This is a genomic window from Streptomyces sp. NPDC015127 (assembly GCF_043080095.1).
GTDB lineage: Bacteria > Actinomycetota > Actinomycetes > Streptomycetales > Streptomycetaceae > Streptomyces.
Window position 1 is genome coordinate 174,061 of the sequence record NZ_JBIBVE010000011.1, and the last position, 18,794, is coordinate 192,854.

Annotated in this window: 18 protein-coding genes; 5 read left to right on the forward strand and 13 right to left on the reverse strand. The window is 71.9% G+C overall.

Features of this window, described 5'->3' with window-relative positions:
• Nucleotides 1–23: 23 nt before the first annotated feature.
• The 5 genes from ACF08N_RS22435 to ACF08N_RS22455 form a co-directional block, all read right to left on the reverse strand.
• Entirely contained in the window at nt 24–938 is a 915-nt protein-coding gene (locus tag ACF08N_RS22435) for a sirohydrochlorin chelatase (protein WP_392326428.1), read from the reverse strand.
• 106 nt (nt 939–1,044) lie between these two features.
• The gene (locus ACF08N_RS22440; RefSeq protein WP_392326429.1) at nt 1,045–2,028 is read right to left on the reverse strand and encodes an N-acetylglucosamine kinase; all 984 of its coding nucleotides are present in this window, start codon (nt 2,026–2,028) and stop codon (nt 1,045–1,047) included.
• Nucleotides 2,025–2,702, reverse strand: coding sequence for a uracil-DNA glycosylase (locus ACF08N_RS22445; RefSeq protein WP_392326430.1), 678 nt, complete (start codon nt 2,700–2,702; stop codon nt 2,025–2,027). Before ACF08N_RS22445 ends, ACF08N_RS22440 begins: the two co-directional genes overlap by 4 nt.
• 92 nt (nt 2,703–2,794) lie before the next feature.
• The gene (locus tag ACF08N_RS22450) at nt 2,795–3,880 is read right to left on the reverse strand and encodes a WD40/YVTN/BNR-like repeat-containing protein (RefSeq protein ID WP_392326431.1); all 1,086 of its coding nucleotides are present in this window, start codon (nt 3,878–3,880) and stop codon (nt 2,795–2,797) included.
• Nucleotides 3,881–4,261: 381 nt separating this feature from the next.
• Nucleotides 4,262–5,341 (reverse strand): NADH:flavin oxidoreductase/NADH oxidase, encoded by a 1,080-nt coding sequence (locus ACF08N_RS22455; RefSeq protein WP_392326432.1) that lies wholly within the window; start codon nt 5,339–5,341, stop codon nt 4,262–4,264.
• 200 nt (nt 5,342–5,541) lie between these two features.
• On the opposite strand from ACF08N_RS22455, the gene ACF08N_RS22460 reads away from it, so the two are divergent.
• Nucleotides 5,542–5,892 carry an ArsR/SmtB family transcription factor gene (locus ACF08N_RS22460; RefSeq protein ID WP_392326433.1) on the forward strand — a complete coding sequence of 117 codons (351 nt, stop codon included), beginning with the start codon at nt 5,542–5,544 and terminating at the stop codon, nt 5,890–5,892.
• Between the two features lie 272 nt (nt 5,893–6,164).
• On the opposite strand, the gene ACF08N_RS22465 is transcribed toward ACF08N_RS22460, so the two are convergent.
• Nucleotides 6,165–7,511: an FAD-dependent oxidoreductase gene (locus ACF08N_RS22465; protein WP_392326434.1), complete on the reverse strand. Its 1,347-nt coding sequence runs from the start codon at nt 7,509–7,511 to the stop codon at nt 6,165–6,167.
• A gap of 155 nt (nt 7,512–7,666) precedes the next feature.
• Nucleotides 7,667–8,350 (reverse strand): DUF305 domain-containing protein, encoded by a 684-nt coding sequence (locus ACF08N_RS22470; protein WP_392326435.1) that lies wholly within the window; start codon nt 8,348–8,350, stop codon nt 7,667–7,669.
• Nucleotides 8,351–8,508: 158 nt separating this feature from the next.
• Between ACF08N_RS22470 and ACF08N_RS22475 the strand changes: the two genes are divergently transcribed.
• Nucleotides 8,509–10,020 (forward strand): LVIVD repeat-containing protein, encoded by a 1,512-nt coding sequence (locus ACF08N_RS22475; protein WP_392326436.1) that lies wholly within the window; start codon nt 8,509–8,511, stop codon nt 10,018–10,020.
• Here the strand turns inward: ACF08N_RS22475 and ACF08N_RS22480 are convergent.
• The 5 genes from ACF08N_RS22480 to ACF08N_RS22500 form a co-directional block, all read right to left on the reverse strand.
• On the reverse strand, nt 9,996–10,658 hold the full coding sequence (locus tag ACF08N_RS22480) for a TetR/AcrR family transcriptional regulator (protein ID WP_392326437.1): 663 nt from the start codon (nt 10,656–10,658) through the stop codon (nt 9,996–9,998). The two genes, ACF08N_RS22475 and ACF08N_RS22480, sit on opposite strands and share 25 nt — an antisense overlap.
• A 197-nt stretch (nt 10,659–10,855) precedes the next feature.
• Entirely contained in the window at nt 10,856–11,554 is a 699-nt protein-coding gene (locus ACF08N_RS22485) for an HAD family hydrolase (RefSeq protein ID WP_392326604.1), read from the reverse strand.
• A 25-nt stretch (nt 11,555–11,579) separates the two neighbouring features.
• Complete coding sequence (locus tag ACF08N_RS22490; RefSeq protein ID WP_392326438.1) at nt 11,580–12,278, reverse strand: phosphatase PAP2 family protein; 699 nt, start codon at nt 12,276–12,278, stop codon at nt 11,580–11,582.
• A 33-nt stretch (nt 12,279–12,311) separates the two neighbouring features.
• Nucleotides 12,312–13,247 (reverse strand): M56 family metallopeptidase, encoded by a 936-nt coding sequence (locus tag ACF08N_RS22495; protein ID WP_392326439.1) that lies wholly within the window; start codon nt 13,245–13,247, stop codon nt 12,312–12,314.
• A 96-nt stretch (nt 13,248–13,343) separates the two neighbouring features.
• On the reverse strand, nt 13,344–13,898 hold the full coding sequence (locus ACF08N_RS22500; protein WP_392326440.1) for a DUF5134 domain-containing protein: 555 nt from the start codon (nt 13,896–13,898) through the stop codon (nt 13,344–13,346).
• Between the two features lie 232 nt (nt 13,899–14,130).
• Here ACF08N_RS22500 and ACF08N_RS22505 point away from each other — a divergent pair, with 232 nt between their 5' ends.
• Entirely contained in the window at nt 14,131–14,685 is a 555-nt protein-coding gene (locus ACF08N_RS22505) for a GNAT family N-acetyltransferase (RefSeq protein ID WP_392326441.1), read from the forward strand.
• Nucleotides 14,686–14,700: 15 nt separating this feature from the next.
• On the opposite strand, the gene ACF08N_RS22510 is transcribed toward ACF08N_RS22505, so the two are convergent.
• A complete protein-coding gene (locus tag ACF08N_RS22510) occupies nt 14,701–15,384 on the reverse strand; it encodes a glycerophosphodiester phosphodiesterase (protein ID WP_392326442.1) in 684 nt (227 codons plus the stop codon).
• A 307-nt stretch (nt 15,385–15,691) separates the two neighbouring features.
• Between ACF08N_RS22510 and ACF08N_RS22515 the strand changes: the two genes are divergently transcribed.
• Together ACF08N_RS22515 and ACF08N_RS22520 are read left to right on the forward strand one after the other, a co-directional pair.
• Nucleotides 15,692–17,110, forward strand: a complete 1,419-nt coding sequence (locus ACF08N_RS22515) for a DUF6421 family protein (protein WP_392326443.1) — start codon at nt 15,692–15,694, stop codon at nt 17,108–17,110.
• Nucleotides 17,111–17,515: 405 nt separating this feature from the next.
• Entirely contained in the window at nt 17,516–18,751 is a 1,236-nt protein-coding gene (locus ACF08N_RS22520; RefSeq protein ID WP_392326444.1) for a helix-turn-helix domain-containing protein, read from the forward strand.
• The last annotated feature ends 43 nt before the right edge of the window (nt 18,752–18,794 follow it).

Below are 18,794 nucleotides of genomic sequence, written 5' to 3' on the forward strand. Positions count from 1 at the left end.
CCCACTGGAGCCCGGCGGGATTGTCAGCGCTGAGTCCCCTGCGGCTGGGCGATGCCCAGGGCCGTCGCGTACTGCGACAGGACGAGCTTGCCGATGGCCGGGTACGCGCCGAGGGCCTCGGAAGCGGCGCAGCCGGCCTCCTTCGCGGCGGCGTCGAGCAGACCCTCCGGCAGCTCCGGACCCACCAAATACGGCGCCAGCGCCAACTGGACGGAGCCCGAACCGCGCAGCTGTTCCGCGATCGCGGCGACCGAACCCGGCTCGTCGAGCGCCGCGGCCATCACCGGCACGGCCAGCCGGGCCGCGAGCAGCATGCCGGTGATGCCGGCGGCCTGCACGGCCTCCTCGCCGCCCACCGTGGCGAGGATGATGCCGTCGGCCGCCGTCGCCACCGTGAACAGCCGCGCACGGTCGGCGCGCGCCAGACCGGCCTCGGAGAGCCGCACATGCACGGCCTCGGCGAGCAGCGGGTGCGGACCGAGGACATCGGTCAGCTCCGCGACGGCCCCGCTGTCCATGAGGGCCTCACGGATCCGGCGCATGAGCACGTTGTCCGGGCCGGCCAGCAGCGGGACGACGACGGCGGCGGGGCCCTCGGGCTCGGCGACCTCACGGCCCGCAGCCTTCGCGATCTCGTACCGCTCGGTGCGGACGGCCGCGGTGCGCGCGAGGACCGCCGTCAGCGTGGGGTACTCCTCGTTGTCGCCGTCGAGGTAGCCGATGGCGACTTCGAGGCCGGGCAGCTCGGACCGGGCGATGCTTATGACCTCTTCGGCCAGGCTGCGCGCCGCCGGCGCGGGAGCGCCGGGCACGGCGAGGACGAGCGCGGGCGCGCCCTCGGGCGCGGCCACCGGCTCCGGGCGGCGGTGTCGCCCGGACTGTCGGGGTCGTGGCATTCGTACAGGCAGGCCGGGTGCAGGCCCAGTGGGGGAGCTCATGGCGCCGCATGCTACTGGTTTTGTCGGCGCGGCTGTTCGGGGAGGGTGCATCCGTGCGTCTTCTGTCCGTGTTTATCCGCTCGGCGATGTCTCGCCGGTGGGCGGATCACGCATCCGGCTCCATCACGACGTGCAGCATCGTCGGATGGGGCGGCAGCAGCAGCCGCCCGGTTGCGACGGCCTCCGCGAGCAGCAGCGCACCCGACAGCGGATCGCCGGCCGCGGGCACGAGACGCGCGCCGGGGACCTGGTCCGCGAGCTCGGCCCGCAGGGGCACCAGGAGGGAGTCGCCGAGCTTCGGTACGCCGCCGGTCACCGCGACGTCGCACCCGCCCGGCGTCCCGGCCCCGGCCGGGCACACGGCGGCGGCCGCCTCGACGATGTGCGCGGCGGCACGGGCGAGGATGCCGGCCGCGACCGGGTCGTGCTCCGCGCAGGCCGCGACCTCGGGGGCGAAGGAGGCCAGCACCGCGGGCCGGTCGGGGCGCGGATAGAGCTGCCCCGGCAGTTCCGCCGCCGGACCGAACAGGGCCTCCATCCGCGCCAGCAGGGGCCGGGAACCGCCCCTGCGCCCGTCGTGCGCGCGCAGCGCCGCCTCGAGACCGGCCCGGCCGATCCACGCCCCGCCACCGCAGTCGCCCAGCAGATGACCCCAGCCGTCGGCACGGCGCCACGACGCGAGGTCCGTGCCGAGCGCGATCATGCCCGTGCCCGCCGCGACCACGGCACCGGGCCGCTGACCCAGCGCCCCCGCGTAGGCCGTCACCGCGTCGGCGGCCAGGCCCAGCCGCCGTACGCCGAGCGACGCGGCCAGCGCGGCGGGCAGTTCGGCGCGCAGCCGGCCGCCCAGCGTGGCCATCCCGGCGGCGCCGATCACGACCGCGGCCGGCTCGCCGCCCCCGGACCGCTCCAGGAGGCTTCGCGCCATCGGCACCAGCTGCTCCAGCATGTGCCCGGCGTCGATCCCGTCCGGGCCCGTCCGTACCGGCTCGGCCGACACCGCGGTCCCGGCCTTGTCGAGCGCGCCCGCCTCGGCCAGCGCGACCCGCAGTCCCGAGCCGCCCGAGTCGACGCCGAGCACGCGCGTCACGGCAGGCGCCAGTCGACGGGCTGCCCGCCCTGCCGGATCAGGAGCTCGTTGACCCGGCTGAACGGGCGGGAGCCGAAGAAGCCGCGGTCCGCGGACATGGGCGAGGGGTGCGACGACTCGATCGCCGGCAGGTCGCCCAGCAGAGGGCGCAGATTGCGGGCGTCCCGGCCCCACAAGACCGACACCAGCGGCTTGCCGCGCGCCGCGAGCGCGCGGATCGCCTGCTCCGTGACCTCTTCCCAGCCCTTGCCGCGGTGCGCCGCGGGCTTGCGGGGCGCGGTCGTCAGCGCCCTGTTGAGCAGCAGCACGCCCTGACGTGTCCAGGGCGTGAGGTCCCCGTTCGAGGGACGGGGATGGCCGAGGTCGGCGTGCATCTCCCGGAAGATGTTGTCGAGGCTGGGCGGCCACGGCGCCACGTCCGGCGCGACCGAGAAGCTGAGTCCGACGGCATGGCCCGGCGTGGGGTAGGGATCCTGCCCGACGATCAGCACACGGACGTCGTCGAACGGCTGCTGGAACGCGCGCAGCACATGCTGTCCGGCGGGCAGATACGTACGCCCCGCGGCGATCTCCGCGCGGAGGAAGTCGCCCATGGCGGCGATGCGTTCGGCCACCGGGGCGAGCGCGTCCGCCCAGCCGGGCTCGATGATTTCTTTCAACGGTCGTGGTGCCACGGGGCGTCACTCTACTGGTGCGGTCAGCACCCGCGGCACCACATGATCCGTTCCCCAGCCGCAGTTGACGGCCCCCCCGTGACCGGTGCTGCTCAGCGCATCACCGCCGCCCGCACACACAGCACATCCGGGAGGTGCGAGGCCAGTTGCTGCCAGGAGTCGCCGTCGTCCGCGCTCGCGTACACCTCGCCGTTGCGGTTGCCGAAGTAGACGCCGGCCGGGTCCGCGTCGTCCGTGCACATCGCGTCGCGCAGCACCGTCCCGAAGTGGTCGCCCTCGGGCAGGCCCGCCGACAGCGCCTCCCAGCTCCCGCCCGCGTCACCGGTCCGGTAGACCCGGCAGCGCCGGCCGGCCGGGACGCGGTCGGAGTCGGCCGTGATCGGGAAGACGTACGCCGTGTCGGCGCGGTGCGGATGCGCGGCCACCGCGAAACCGAAGTCGGACGGCAGCCCGGCGCCGATGTCGGTCCAACGGGCGCCGGCGTCGTCGCTGCGGTAGACGCCCCAGTGGTTCTGGAGATAGAGGCGGTCGGGATTCACGGCGTCCTGGGCGATCTTGTGCACGCACTGCCCGAACTCCGGGTTCGGATCCGGCAGGAAGACCGCCGACACGCCCTGGTTGGACGGCGCCCAGCTCGCTCCTCCGTCGCGGGAGCGGAACACGCCGGCCGTCGAGACGGCGACCGTGACCGCATCGGGGTCCCGGCGGTCGGTCACCACCGTGTGCAGACCTTCACCGCCGCCGCCGGGCACCCACTGCGAGCGGGTCGGGTGCTCCCACAGCGGCCTGACGAGGTCGAACGTCTCGCCGCGGTCGTCGGAGCGGAAGAGGGCGGCGGGCTCGGTCCCCGCGTAGACCACGTCCGGTGCCGCCTCGGTCGCCGGATGGAGCTGCCAGACCCGCTCCAGCGAGGCGCCGGTGTCCTGGGGGAACTTAACGGCGGGCTTCTTCGGCTCGATCCAGGTCCTGCCGAGATCGTCCGAGTGGAAGACGGACGGGCCCCAGTGCGAGCTGTCACCGCCGACGAGCAGGCGCGGTACCCGGCTGCGCATGTCGATGCCGACGGAATAGACGGCCTGCGCATTGAAGTGGGGGCCGTCGAACTCCCATGTGCCGCCCCTTCTCCGGCCGATGAAGAGCCCCTTGCGAGTGCCTACGGTGAGCAGTACATCGGTCATGGCCGATATCCCTCCAGGACGCCGTTGTCTCGGATATGGGCCAGTCTGCACCCGACCACTGACAGCGTCCTGCGATGCGGTCTGTGCGCACGTCGGCCCCGCGACAGCAGTACGGACCGGCCCGGCCGCCGAAACTCATCGGTGCGCGCGGGTGAATTCCGCCGCGCGCACGTCGGCCCTCCGGGAGAGGTCTCCCGGAGGGCCGACGTCGGGGCGAGTGAGCCGAAGGGGCGCGGCGGCGTCGAAAGGGAGAACGCGCGGAGGCCCCGAGGGACGAGGGGTCGAGCACGATCGACCGTCGACGCCGTCTTAAGGCGCCCCGGAGGCGAACCGAGCCCTCAAACGGATGCCCGGAGGGCGGGTGCTCCGCGGGACGGGTGCTCAGACGGCGCGGTGGTACTGCTGCGGTACGTGGACCTCGCCGCCGAGCGTGCGGGCCGCGTGCCGCGCCCAGGACGGGTTGCGCAGCAGTTCGCGGCCGAGCAGGACGGCGTCCGCCTCGCCGTTGGCGAGGATCTTCTCGGCCTGCTCGGCCTCCGTGATCAGACCGACCGCGGCGACCGGCAGCCCGGTCTCCGCCTTGACGCGCGCGGCGAACGGGACCTGGTAGCCGGGGCCGGTGGGGATGCGCACGCGCGGGGCGTTGCCGCCGGAGGAGACGTCGAGCAGGTCGACGCCGTGCTCCTTGAGGAGGGAGGCGAAGCGGACGGTGTCGTCGACCGTCCAGCCCTGCTCCTCCAGCCAGTCGGTTGCCGAGATACGGAAGAAGAGGGGCAGTTCCTCGGGCCACACGGCGCGCACGGCGTCGACGACCTCCAGAGCGAAGCGGACCCGGTTGTCGAAGGAGCCGCCGTACTCGTCGGTGCGGTGGTTGCTGTGCGGCGACAGGAACTCGCCGATCAGGTAACCGTGCGCGCCGTGGACCTCGGCGACCTCGAACCCGGCGTCGAGCGCGCGGCGGGCCGCGTCCGCGAACTGGCCGACGATGTCCGTGATCCCTTCCCGCGTCAGCTCGTCGGGCACGGGGTGGCCCTCGTCGAACGGCAGCGGGCTGGGGGCGAACGGCTGCCAGCCGTGTGCGTCGGTCCCGAGCGGGGCGCCGCCCTTCCACGGGCGGTCGGTCGAGGCCTTGCGGCCCGCGTGGGCGAGTTGGATGCCCGGGACGGTGTTCTGGCTCTTCAGGAAGCGGGTGATGCGCCGGAACGCCTCCACCTGTGTGTCGTTCCAGATGCCGAGGTCCGCGGGGCTGATCCGGCCCTCGGGGCTGACGGCGGTCGCCTCGACGAGGATCAGGCCGGTGCCGCCGGCGGCGCGGGCCGCGTAGTGGGTGAAGTGCCAGTCGCCGGCGACGCCCGCGTCCGGGCCGAAGACGTCCGCGCTGTACTGGCACATCGGCGCCATCCAGGCGCGGTTGGGGATGGTCAGCGACCGCAGGGTGTACGGCTGGAACAGCGAGCTCACGGCGGACTCCATTCAGGCAGGGCGGAACCGGGGTACTGAATCGCCGGGGAGGGACCCCGTCACGGCTCGTACGATACCCATCGTAGTACGGGAAGTGTCAAACTACGATGCCTCTCGTACAATGGAGAGCGGGGTGAGCCGCGGAGGCGGAGCCCCGCACCGAAGCCCACGGGACGAACCCCGGACGAAGCGGAGCCGCCGTGACCAGCGTGACCAGCGCCCGAGTTCTCGATCACCCCGCGCGGGACGAGATCCGGCTGGAGAGCGTGCTCCACGCGCTCTCCGACCCCGTGCGGCTGCGCGTCGTCCGGGCGCTGGCGAGGACCGAGGACGAGCTCTCCTGTTCGTACTTCGACCTGCCGGTCACCAAGTCGACGACGACGCACCACTTCCGGGTGCTGCGCGAGAGCGGCGTGATCCAGCAGATCTACCGCGGCACCGCCAAGCTCAACTGCCTGCGCCGCGACGATCTGGAGGCACTCTTCCCGGGCCTGCTCGACAGCGTGCTCGCCGCGGCCGCGTCCCAGGACGACCGCCTCACCAGCCCCTGACCCGCCACATCGGCGTGCCGCCCCTGCCGGCGGTCCGGGCACGCCGGGGCCCTCGGTCGGCCCGGACCCGCGCGTGCCGGCGGGCGTCGCCGCCTGCACGTGCGGATGGTGCGGTCACAGCTCGGGCCATGAGCCGCTCGCTGCCGGCGGGGCCGTCCAGCCGGCGGTATCGGTCGGCACCGGCCGCACCGCCGCCCGGGCCGTCGATCAGTCCGGGCCCTGAGCGCGCCCCCGCCGCTCCTGCGGGCCGCGCCGCCCCCGACCGCGTCGGCTCAGTCCGTCCTCTCCGCGGCCGCCAGCAGGCCCTGCCAGTCCGCGATCTTGACCGAGCGGCGGCCCAGGGTGCGGCCCAGTGCCTCCTCGGCCGTCTCGATCGACAGCCAGCCCGGCCAGGCGACGGGACGGTGCCCGGACGCGCGCAGTTCCGCGAGCGGGTCGGCCGCGACTGGCCTCGCGGCCAGTTGTGCCGCGTCCTCGAGCAGCGAGGTCACGGTCTCCTTGGCGCACGGCCGGTTGGTGCCGATGACGCCCGTCGGCCCCCGCTTGATCCAGCCCGCCACATACTCACCTGGGGACGGCATGCCGTCCCTCAGCACGCGCCCCGCCGCGTTCGGCACGATGCCGCGATCCGTGTCGAACGGCAGGCCGTCCGTCGGTACGCCTCGGTAGCCCACCGCCCGCAGCACCAGCTGCGCCTCGATGTCCTCGTACGTGCCCGTGCCGCGCACCCCGCCCCGATCGTCGGGCACCGTGCGCTCGAAGCGGACCCCCGCGGCCCGCCCGCCGCGCTCCAGCACCTCGACCGGGCGCAGGAAGAACCGCACATGGATCCGCCGGGCCCGTCCCGTGGGCCGCCGGTCGGCCCATTCCCGTACGACCAGGAGGTTGCGGCGGACGACGGCGGGCACCTCCTCGGGATGGGCGTACGCCGTCTCCAGAGCGAGGTCCGCCGGCTCGACCAGGACGTCCGCCCCGGGCAGCGCTCCCAGTTCCCGCAGCTCCTTGGTGGTGAACTTGGCGCCCGAGGGGCCGCGCCTGCCCACCATGTGCACGTCGCGCACGCCGCTCGCCGCGAGCGCCGCGAGCGCCGGTTCCGGCACGTCCGTGGGCCGCAGTTCGTCCGCCCCGCGGGCGAGGATGCGGGCCACGTCCACGGCCACGTTGCCGACCCCGATCACCACGGCCGACGGCCCGCCGAGCGGGAAACCGCCGGTCAGCGCGTCGGGGTGAGCGCTGTACCAGGAGACGAAGTCGGTGGCGGAATGGCTGCCGGGCAGGTCCTCGCCCGGGATGCCGAGCCTGCGGTCCCGCGCCGCGCCCACGCAGTAGACGACCGCGTGGTACAGCTCCAGGAGCCGTGCGGGTGCGAGTCCGTGCGCCCCCACCTCGACGTTGCCGAGGAACTCGATGCGTTCCTCCTCCAGTACGGACCGGAGGTTGTTCTGCAGCGACTTGATCTTCTCGTGGTCGGGGGCGACCCCGTAGCGGACGAGCCCGTACGGGCAGGGGAGGCGGTCCAGGATGTGGACCCGGACGTCGGGCACGGCGGTTTGCTGGACGAGGGCCTGCGCGGCGTAGACCCCGCTGGGGCCCGATCCGACGACGGCGACACGAAGCACGGCTGCGCTCCTTCCCGCAGGGGAATTCCAGCATCGCACCCGTGCGCGCCGCTGGGGAGCCTCGCGGCCGGGTGTCGTCGCGGCACCTCACCTCACGGCGGCACGTCACGCCCCGGCGGCACCTGCCCCCGCGTCACTCCACCCCCGGCGGCACCTCACATCGCGCGCATCCTGCCGATCTCGCTCGTCTGCTGCGCGATCACGTCGTTCGCCATCTCCTCCACCGCGACGTTGTTGCCGTGCGAGAGGACGTCGGCGGCCATGGTGACGGCCCCCTGGTGATGGGTGATCATCAGCTTGAGGAAGAGCTCGTCGAAGGCCGTCCCCTCGGCGGCGCGCAGCTGGACCAGCTGGACGTCGGTGGCCATGCCGGGCATCGAGGCATGGTCGTGCGCGTGGCCGCCGGCCGAGTCACCGCCGCCGTGGGTCTTCAGCCACGCCCGCATCGCCCCCACCTCGGGCTCCTGCGCGGCGGCGATGCGGCCCGCGAGCCGCTCGACGCCGGGTGAGCCCGCCCGGTCGGGGGCCAGCGAGGTCATCTCCAGCGCCTGCTCATGGTGCTTGATCATCATCTGGACGTAGCGGAAGTCGGCGGCGTTGGGGCTGTCGTCCGGTACGGCCTTCGCGGCCTCCTCGGCGGACAGGGTCCTCGCCGGCTCGCCCGGCTTCCCGGGCGCCACGACCGACGTCCCCGTGCTCGCGCCTGCCTCGTCCCGAGTGCCGGAGCCCGCCTCGCAGGCAGCCAGGCCGAGAACGGCTGCGGCAACGGCCGTCGCTGCCCACCATGTTCGCGTGCGGGTGGTTCCCCGGGGCTTCAACACAGCGGCCTCCTGCGGCACTTGGGGTGTGGGAGGAGCGTACTTGCTTGAATGTGCGGTGAGTCGAGCACATTCCTTCATGACATCTGTGTTGCCATCTATTGAGATGTGCATGCAAAGGAAGATACTGCCGGGGTCCGTGAACCGTTCCGACCGGAACGGCGACAAGGGAGGACACAGTGACCCCGTTGCACACCACCGGAGTGCGGCGCAGACATCTGGGCGCGGCGGCAGCCGCAGCCGGTCTGCTGGCTGCGCTCCTGACCGCGGGACCGGCCGTCGCGATCCCCGACCCGGGAGACGTGCCGGCCGGGGGCAAGGTCTCGTCGAGCCAGGCGGCCGGGACCCGGTCCGCCATCGAGAGCGGTGAGATACCCGCTGTGGACGAGATCGTCCACAGCGACAACATCGAGCACGTGACGAACATCCCCAAGGACGCGATCAAGGGGACCAACTCGGACCTCGCGTTCCAGGGCACGTACGCCTTCGCCGGCAACTACGACGGCTTCCGGATCTTCGACATCAGCGACCCGAGGTCGCCGAAGACCGTGGCCCAGGTGCTGTGTCCCGGATCGCAGAACGACATCAGCGTCTCCGGGGACCTGCTCTTCCTCTCCACCGACTCCTCGCGCAGCGACAACTCCTGCAACAGCACCTCGCAGCCCGCCACGGAGAAGTCGTCGTGGGAGGGCATGAAGATCTTCGACATCAGCGACAAGCGCAACCCGAAGTACGTCGCCGCCGTCGAGACCGCCTGCGGGTCGCACACCCACACGCTCGTACCCGAGCGCAGGAACGTCTACATCTACGTCTCCTCCTACGCACCGAACGCCGCGTTCCCCGACTGCCGGCCGCCGCACGACGGGATCTCCGTCATCAAGGTGCCCCGCAAGGCCCCCGAGAAGGCCGCCGTCGTGAGCTTCCCCGTGCTCTTCCCCGGGGAGGGCCCCGACGGAGGCGGCAACCCGGGCGGGCCCACCAACCCGGGCGTCTCCAAGACCACCGGCTGCCACGACATCACCGTGCTGCCCTCCGAGGACCTCGCCGCCGGTGCCTGCATGGGGGACGGCATCCTGTTCGACATCGAGGACCCGGAACACCCGAGGGTCATCGACCGCGTCCAGGACAACGTGAACTTCGCCTTCTGGCACTCGGCCACCTTCAACCAGAAGGCCGACAAGGTCGTGTTCGCCGACGAGCTGGGCGGCGGCGTCGCCGCCACCTGCAACACGAAGGTGGGCCCCCACCGCGGCGCCAACGGCATCTACGACATCACCGGCAAGGGCGACCGGCGCAAGCTGGTCTTCCGCAGCTACTTCAAGATCGACCGCCACCAGGCGGACACCGAGAACTGCGTGGCGCACAACGCCTCACTGATCCCGGTCAAGGGCCGCGACATCGTCGTCCAGGCCTGGTACCAGGGCGGTGTCTCGGTGATGGACTTCACCGACTCCGACCGGCCCGAGGAGATCGCCTACTTCGAGCGCGGCCCGGTCAGCGCGAGCAATCTCGTCGTCGCCGGCTCGTGGTCCGCGTACTACTACAACGGCTACATCTACTCCAACGACATGGCCAAGGGCTTCGACGTCCTGAAGATCAATGACCGGCGCACCGACGCCGGCGCGCGGGTACGGATGCACGAGCTCAACGTGCAGACGCAGCCCGACTATTTCGAGGACTTCGACGACTGACCCGGGACGGCCGGGGCAGGCCGAGACGTTCCGCCGGGCCGTGCCGGGCCCGGCGGAACGCCGAGCTCCCAGTCCAGCCCGTAGCGCTGGAACAGTTCGGCGCGCAGCCGCGCGTGGGGCATCGGCGCGCCCGGCAGCAGCACGGCGAAGACCGCGCCCATCAGCAGGGCGCGCAGCAGCGGGTAGTCGGTGTCCACGTCGGTGGAGCCGTACCGCTGCACCGTGTCGCGCAGCAGGGCGGCGAGCCGCTGCTGCTCCGGGCACTGCACGAACCCCTCGGCCTGGAGGATCCCCGCCATGTGCGTACGCATGAGCCGGGGACGGTCCACCGCGAGGCCCAGGATCGCGTCGATGGCGCGCGCCAGGCGCTCCCGGCCGTCCTCGGTGTGCGGCTCGCGCTCGAGCGCCGCCTCCAGCGTGCGGTGCATCAGCCGGTGCACTGCGGACTGGAGCAGCTGTCGTTTGCCGGGGAAGTAGTACGAGACGAGACCACGGGCCGAGCCCGCGCGGTCGGCGATGTCGCCGAGCGTCGTCGCCTCGTACCCGCGCTCGTCGACCAGCTCCACCGTCGCCTGCAACAGCCGCTCGCGCGAACGCCGGCGAAGCTCTTCATTGACCTCTGCGCTCCGCGGGGACATGCTGGACTCCTGCGTTGACTGGCTCCGAGCCAATATACTCAGCGCGTCCCGCCTCCCGGCCCCTCGGGGGGTGGTCGGCGGGGAGTGCTGCCCGGACCGGGCGACGCGGGGGATCGTCCGGTCCAGGTGGCTTCCGACCGAATGCGTCGGCTGCTTTCAGTGTGCTCCGTCGCGTCGCCGACCGGGGTTCCGGTCGGCTATCGGGCCCGGTCGACCAGGGTGAGCACCGGGCGCAGGCCCTCGGGCCGCTCCGCCACCGGCAGGTGGTCCACGAAGCGGACCGCGCATCCCACGTCCGCCGCGCCGCCGTCCGCCCGCCGGTCGTCTCCCACCATCAGGGCGTCGCGCGGGTCCCGGCCGAGCGCCGCACAGGCCGCGCGGAACAGCCGCGGGTCAGGCTTCTGCACCCCGTGCTCGTACGACAGCGTGTACGCGTCGACGAGCGCGTCCAGGCCATGGGCGCGGAACACGGGCCGTAGGTCCCATCCGATGTTGCTCACCACACCCACCCGCACGCCGCGCTCCCGCAGCCCGCGCAGCACCTCGGCCGCGTCCGGGTAGGGGTGCCAGGCGGCGGGCGTCATGTGCCGGTCGTAGAGCGCGTCGTACAGGCCCTCGTCGGGCAGCCGCACCTCGCGGGCGAGGCCGGTGTACGCGGCCCGGTGCAGCGCGGTGCTCGTGTCGCGTTCCGCCCACTGCCGGACCAGGTGCTCCGGCAGGTGCCGCGGCGGCGCCCCGCCCGGCAGCGCACCGGCCCGTTCCAACCGCCGCGCGAAGTCGTCCACTTCCGGCTCAGGGAGCGCCGTGCCCCGCTGCCGGAGCACCGCGCGGAGCCACGCGTGGGCCGATTCGACACGGAACAGCGTGCCGGAGAAGTCGAACAGCACCGCCTTGATCGCCATACCGACGATCCTTCACGGCTCAGCGCTGTCGCGACAAGACGGCCCACTGGTACGAGACCGCCGTCAGGGCCACGACGGCCGCGCCCAGCAGCCATCCGGCGACGACGTCGGACGGCCAGTGGACGCCCAGGTACAGGCGGGTGAAGCCCACACCGGCGACGCTCACGGCGGCGAGCAGGACGCCCGCCGCCCAGGCGGGCCCGCGGACGCCGTACCGCCGGGCCAGCCACAGCAGCAGCCCGCAGGTGACCACCGCGCTCATCGCGTGACCGGAGGGGAACGCCGCGTACTGCGCGGAGTCCACCGGGTCGGGCCATTGCGGCCGCTCCCGGCCCGCCACCGCCTTCAGCGACTGCTGCACGGCCGCACTCAGGACGCTCGCCGCCGCCACCCACACCGCGAGGAGCCGTTCCCCCCGCCACCACAGCCACACGGTCGCCGCGGCGGCCAGCAGGCGCATCGTCCACGGGTCCCAGACCCAGTCCGTCAGCACCCGGTTGACATGGGTGAGCCCCGGCTCGGCGACCGCGGAGCCGTGCAGCGCCTGGACGACATCGCGGTCGAAGGAGAGCAGCGGGGACCACGGCAGGATCACCAGCACGGTCAGTACGGCCGTCAGGGCGAGGCAGGCCGCACCCGTGCGGGCCGCGGCCGTCCTGGGCGGGGCCGGGGGGCGGGGAGGGGCGGGGGCCGGGCTCAGCAGGCGCGAGGTGGTCATGCACCGATCCTGACCCCTCGCCCCGCGGTCCGGCTATCCCAGCGCGCGCAGTCCCGGCACGAACGCCACGAACAGGGGCACCACGGGCACCAGCGCGGCGGCCGCCGTCAGCTGGAGCCGGCGGCCGGCGGTGAACCGCGGCACCGGGCTCAGCAGCCGGTTCACCCGCTGCGGAAGCTGTGCGCCCGGGGTGGGGCAGGGGCCGAAGACCCCGCGGTCCTCGTTCAGTTCGACCAGGGCCAGGGCGATCGTCAGCCGCCCGAACTCCCGTGAGGCGACATCGTCCGCGGCCAGCTCGACCAGCCGGTGCATCTCGTCGCGGAACGCGGCGAACACCGGAATCTGCGGGAACCCGCCTGCCAGCGCGGCGGAGCAGTGCAGCAGCCAGTCGTGCCGGGCCCGGGCGTGCCCCTGCTCGTGCGCCAGCACCGCATCGAGCTGACGGCCCTTCAGCCTGCGCAACGCGGCGGTGGTGATCACCAGTTGGGGCGCCGCGCCGGGCAGCCACCAGGCGTCCGGCCGGTCGCCCTCCAGGACCACCAGGGGCTCGTCGCCCGGCTCCTCGCCGGGCAGCACGGGCGAGCGCACGAGGAGCTCCCGGCGCCGCCGGCGGCGGCGTGCATGGGCCCGCAGCACCTCCCGCGTGAGCATCGCCCCGGTCCACAGCCCGCCGCACGCGAGGAGGACCGCCAGAACGGCGGACCACGGCCCGTTCGACCCCAGTGCGTAGGCCTCGACGACGCCGTGGGGCGCCGGTGCGAAGACATGACCGCGGACCAGCTGCCAGGCCGCGGCGGCGCTGAGGACCATGGACAGGCCGAACGAGAGAAGCACGGCGGCGACCACGCACTGCCACACCCACAGGGCGACGACGGGCTCGCGCTCCGCCCAGTCGCCGCGTGACACCAGTCGTGGGGCGACAACGGCGGCCAGTGCGCCGAGCAGAAGCAGCGCGAGCGAGACCATCATGGAATCCAGCCTATGAGCGCGGGCTACCTGCCGGTATGGCCCGGCACGGCAAGTCACGCACGCCACGGTTTGACACGTCGGCCGTCCCGGGGCCGATCAGAGCGTGAGCAGCATCGCCAGCATGGCCACTCCCATCGAGACTCTGCAGGCCAGGGCCATTTCCGGCGGGGCGCCCCAGGAGGGTGCGGACACGGCCGGTGCTCCGGCCGGGGTCGGGACCGGGGCGAGGCGCAGACCGGCGCGCAGCACGTACGCCGTGAAGTAGACGACGAGCGCGGCCGTCAGCAGGGGGACTCCCGCGGAGGCATGGGACGCGTGGGTGCCGCCCGGCCCGGCCATGGCCGCCGCCATGTAGATCATCGCCAGGCATCCCACGAGATGGTGCACATGGTGGCGGCAGGTGCGCAGGGCCCATGCCGCGCGCAGGGCCGCGGCGCCGAACACCACCGCGTACAGCACCCAGTGCCAGGACGGGAGCGTGAGCACGGCGGCGGGGACCGCCATCGCCGCCATGCCGAAACCCATCAGCGCCTCGCCCCCGGCGGCCTCGCGTGCGTCGCCCGTGCATCTGCGCATCCGCACCAGGCAGTACGCCCCGGTCACGGCGCACAGGGCCATGAGCAGCCATCCGGACGTCATCGGTCCGTGCACGCGCATCTCCCCCTTCGACGGCGTCGAAGGGTGCATGCCCGCCGCCACGGGAGGTACGCGAGCGCACGGGAGTACGAAGGGAGCGCGTCAGGGGCGCGGGCCGGGGGAGTCGACGGGCGACCGGGGCGGAATCGGCCCGCGCGGGGCGCGCGTTACCCTCGTGCCACGCGTACCCCAACTCGTGCCGCCGGCGCCTCGCCGTGCCCGGCACCCGGTCGAAACGGAGCCGCCCATGGACACCGCACCGCCCCGGGAATCCGGCGAGCTCACCTACCGCGACGCGGTGACGGCCGACGCGCCGGTGCTCGTCCCGCTGATCGAGTCGGCGTACCGCGGCGACAGCAGCCGCACCGGCTGGACCACCGAGGCAGATATCCTGCACGGCCAGCGGACGGACCCCGACGGTGTGCTCGCGGTGATCACGGCCGACGGCAGCAGGCTGATGGTCGTCGAACGCGACGGGGAGCCGATCGCCTGCTGCCAGCTCGAACACCGCGGTGACGCCGCCTACTTCGGCATGTTCGCCGTGCGCCCCGACCTTCAGGGCGGCGGGCTGGGCCGTCAGGTGATCGCCGAGGCGGAGCGCAGCGCGCGGGAGACCTGGGGTGTGCGCCAGATGCACATGACGGTGATCAGCGTCCGGGAGGAGCTGATCGCCTGGTACGAGCGCCGCGGCTACCGCCGTACGGGACAGCTGAGCCCGTTCCCGTACGGCGACGAGCGGTTCGGTATCCCGCAGCGCGACGACCTGGTCTTCGAGCTGTTGGTGAAGGACCTCGTCGGCTGACGTGAGCCGGTCGGGTCAGGCGGTGAACCTGCCGGTGCGGCGGATCTCGGGGAAGTCGGTGGTCGCGCCGTCCAGTTCGAAGGCGCGCACCAGCCTCAGGTGCTCCTGGGTGTTGACCACCCAGCCGATCACATGCAGCCCTTCGCGGTGGGCGCGCTCGACGGTCTCCAGCGTGAGCCGGCGGATGTTCAGCGCGAGCGAGGCCGCGCCCACCGCCTTCGCCCGGTCCACGATGTCCGCTCCCCACCGGCTGGCGATCAGCACGGTGCGCACGCCGGGCACCAGCGCGGCGATCTCCGCGACGGCCTCGTCGTGGAAGGACGAGACCTCGACCCGGGGCACCAGATCGCGGCGCCTCATCACGTCGGCCAGCGCGTGTGCCGCCGCCACGTCCTTGATCTCCGCCTGCAAAGGCGAGCGCACGGCGTCGAGGACCTCCTCGAAGACGGGCACGCGCTCGCCCATGCCCGCGTCGAGCTGACGCAGTTCATCGAGGGTCTTCTCCGCGATGGGGCCGTTTCCGTCGGTCGTGCGGTCCACGTCGGCGTCGTGCATGACGGCCAGTGCGCCGTCCTTGGTCAGATGCAGGTCCAGTTCGATGGCGTCCATACCGCACTGCTCGGCGCGGACGAAGGAACGCAGGGTGTTCTCCGGCTCGACGCCCATGACCCCGCGATGACCGATGGTGAGGAAAGTCAAGATTCTCTCGCTTCCGTCGACGGCGGCTCCCGCGGCGCGATGCCCGCTCGCCCACGGGGCGCACGCGGTAAGGAGGCAGCCTAACGGCCCGTCCCGCGGAGGGGACCGTTCTCGCGCGGGGTGTCCGGAAGCTGCCCCTCCGCGCCTCGGCCGTCGACCGGGACTGTCTGTGACACCCGCTACTCGCCGCAAAAACTTCTGCGATCATGGGGGGCGCGCAGGATAATTTCCGATGCCTCCTCTTGTATGGAGGAACGCCACACAGATACGGTGTCTTGACGCGAGGTTCTCCCGTGAAGGAAGTGACATGACGGAAATTCTTGTGCAGGACATGGCCGCAAAGGGCATATCTCAGGCCGGGCGGGTGGTCGACCACCCGAGCTGGCCCGTGCTCAAGAATGCCGTCGAAGAGATCCGCCCCTGGCAGTCCAAGGACGGCTCGATCGACTTCGACGCAGAGGACGCCCCCGCCCCCTCCGAGGCCGAGGCCGCCGTCGAGCGGGTCATCGGCGCGGTGGAGGACCTCTCCCCGCTGCTCCCGCACGACGACGCCTACCACCGGGCCCTCGTCGCCGACCTGCGCAAGTGGGCGAAGGCCGGCTTCACCGTCCCGGACTTCCTGGACTCGCTGCTCGCCTTCCACCCGGCCGCCGCCCGCGAGGACGGACTGCAGCATCTCGTCGTCTTCCCCATGTACACCCAGAACGGCAACCCGGACCGCAACCTCGAAGCGGTGGTCCTGCGCATGGTCTGGCCCGACTGGCTCGCCGAGCTGGAGCGCACCCGCTACGACAACCCGCTCTTCTGCGGCATCACCTTCGAGGACTTCACCGCCGGGTACGACACCAACTCCGCGGTCCTCTTCCCGGAGACCATCGCCGTCCGCGAGGCCCCCGAGCGCTTCACCTGGGGCGGCATCTTCTGCGACCGCGAGGCCGCGCGCTTCCGCGCCGTCACCGAGGAGGCCGTGCGCGTCCTCGGCCTGGAGCTGCCCGACGACATCAGTGAGATGGTCGGCGACCAGAAGCGCTGTGAGCAGGCGTTCGTCCTGTGGGACATGGTCCACGACCGGACCCACAGCCACGGCGATCTGCCGTTCGACCCGTTCATGATCAAGCAGCGCCAGCCGTTCTGGATGTACGGCCTGGAGGAGCTGCGCTGCGACCTCACCGCCTTCAAGGAGGCCGTGAAGCTGGAGGCCGAGGGCAACCAGCACGGCCGCGACGTGCAGTACGCCGTCCTCTTCGACCGCATGTTCCGCTTCCCGGTCTCCGGTGACCGGGTGCGCAACTACGACGGTCTCGGCGGCCAGCTGCTGTTCGCGTACCTGCACAAGCACGACGTGGTGCGCTGGACCGACAACACCCTGAAGATCGACTGGGAGCGGGCGCCGCAGGTCACCAACCAGCTGTGCGCCGAGATCGAGAAGCTCTACCGCGACGGCATCGACCGCCCGAAGCTGGTCCACTGGTTCGCCGCGTACGAGCTGGTCTCCACCTACCTCGCCCCGCACCCGGGCTCCCGCTGGGCCAAGGGCCCCGACGCCCTGGATCTGTCCCAGCCTCCGCGCAAACTGGTGGACGACGTGCTTCCGGACGAGTTTCCGCTGAGCATGTTCTATGAGGCGCTCTCCAAGAAGCTGAAGAACGTGATCTCCTCCACCAAGGGGATTCGCGCCTCCGCTTCAGGTTTCGAGTTCGAGATCGCCAGCACCAAGGCGTCCTGACCAGCCCAGACACCAGAAGGCCCCCGCTCGCGCGGGGGCTTTCTCAGTCCCAGGGCCTTCTCTGAAACGGGATCGGCGGCTGCCGATCGAGGTGATCGGCGCACACCGAGGCGACGCGGGTCGGGACCGGCTTGCCGCAGGGGAAGCCGTACAACCACGAGGACGAGATGCTCCCGTCGTCTCGCTTGAACCGCACAAATCGCGCAGTGAGGACCGGGCAGGTCTTCGCTGTGGACTCCAAACCGTGCTGAGCCTTCCTTGATCATTCAACTGGTGCCTGTCCAACAGTAGGGCAACGCGTGTAGAACCGGGTGAATTGCAGGTGAACCCGGACATTGGCCTACAGAACGCAATGCGTAGTCGGCTCGCTACTGCACGCCGTACCCTGGGTCGCGAGGTGATTCGATGTCGTCGCTGCAAGAGAACGTCCGCACTCACCGTCGCCGGACGGGCATGAGCCAGGAACAACTCGCCGAGTCTGCCGGACTGTCCGTGGGAGTCGTCCGCAAGATCGAGCAGGGCGGGAACGCCCAAGTCGAAACCATCCACATGCTCGCTCGCGCTCTTGGCACCACGACGTCGAGCCTGTTCGCCACCGAGGCGCCGGAGCCGGTCCACATCAACGAAGGCGACGGCCCGAAGCTGATGGATCTACGACGGGCACTCATGCCGCCGGTCGGTCTGCGAGAGGTGATCGTCGAGGTCGACCAGGCGCCCACCCTGGCCTCGATTCAGCGGGACATCGACGACAGCCACGCCCTGTACCACTCCGACCGCTACGACAGCGTGGCGAAGCGCCTCCCAGGCATCCTGGACGGCGCCGAGGCTGCCGTGTCCCTCGCCGAGGACGACGACTCCCGCCAGAAGGCCATCGTCGTGCGCGCCAGCGCCTACCTGCTGGCCGGGAAGTATCTGACCCAGGTGCGGCGCTACGACATGGCCTACCACGCCCTCTCGCTGGGCATCCGGGACGCTCGGGAGGCCGGCGAGCATCATGTGGCCGCAACGGGCGTTGTCGGCATGGGGTGGCTCCTCCTGCGGCAGGACCGCTTCGACGAGGCGGAGCGTCTGGCTACCGTGACGGCCGAGGAGATCGAACCGCGCATCTCCAGTGCCACGCCGGGCCAACTTGCTCTGTGGGGTGAACTCCTTCAGCGTGTGGCGTCCGCTGCGATGCGGAACAACCGTCCGGACATCGCTCGGGAGGCTCGGCGCATGACGGCGACCGCCGCGAGCGCGCTGGACGTCGAGCACGTCAACTTCCGGGAGCACTGGACCACCTTCGGGCCGGTGACAGCAGAGGCGAAGGCGATCGAAGACCTGTCCCTGATCGGTGACGCTCGCGGAGTGCTCCGCCGCGCCGACGAGGGCCCCGTGGGGCGTAAGGCGCTGAAGCGGTTCGGCCGGCCGAGCGCGAACAACTGGGATCGGCACCGCTTGGACGTCGCGCGGGCTCATGCGCTGCTCGGGAGCCACCAGGACGCGATGGAGGAGCTGAACACCATCCGCCGGTCGTCGCCGGAGTGGCTGAAGCACCAGTCCATGGCCCGCTACATCATGCGGGACATCCTCAGCCACCGGAAGCGGACCCTGACTCAGGACATGCGCGAGATGGCCGCTCACCTGGGTGTCGCCGGGTAACTACCACGCTGCGTAGCACTTCCTGACGATCTGTCGGGGAACT

What these genes read in the sequence shown, in the direction of transcription:
- ACF08N_RS22450 (WP_392326431.1), bottom strand. Translation starts at nt 3,880, where the DNA reads ATGACCGATGTACTGCTCACCGTAGGCACTCGCAAGGGGCTCTTCATC.
- ACF08N_RS22495 (WP_392326439.1), bottom strand. Translation starts at nt 13,247, where the DNA reads ATGATGGTCTCGCTCGCGCTGCTTCTGCTCGGCGCACTGGCCGCCGTT.
- ACF08N_RS22490 (WP_392326438.1), bottom strand. Translation starts at nt 12,278, where the DNA reads ATGACCACCTCGCGCCTGCTGAGCCCGGCCCCCGCCCCTCCCCGCCCC.
- ACF08N_RS22520 (WP_392326444.1), top strand. Translation starts at nt 17,516, where the DNA reads ATGTCGTCGCTGCAAGAGAACGTCCGCACTCACCGTCGCCGGACGGGC.
- ACF08N_RS22505 (WP_392326441.1), top strand. Translation starts at nt 14,131, where the DNA reads ATGGACACCGCACCGCCCCGGGAATCCGGCGAGCTCACCTACCGCGAC.
- ACF08N_RS22515 (WP_392326443.1), top strand. Translation starts at nt 15,692, where the DNA reads ATGACGGAAATTCTTGTGCAGGACATGGCCGCAAAGGGCATATCTCAG.
- ACF08N_RS22480 (WP_392326437.1), bottom strand. Translation starts at nt 10,658, where the DNA reads ATGTCCCCGCGGAGCGCAGAGGTCAATGAAGAGCTTCGCCGGCGTTCG.
- ACF08N_RS22435 (WP_392326428.1), bottom strand. Translation starts at nt 938, where the DNA reads ATGAGCTCCCCCACTGGGCCTGCACCCGGCCTGCCTGTACGAATGCCA.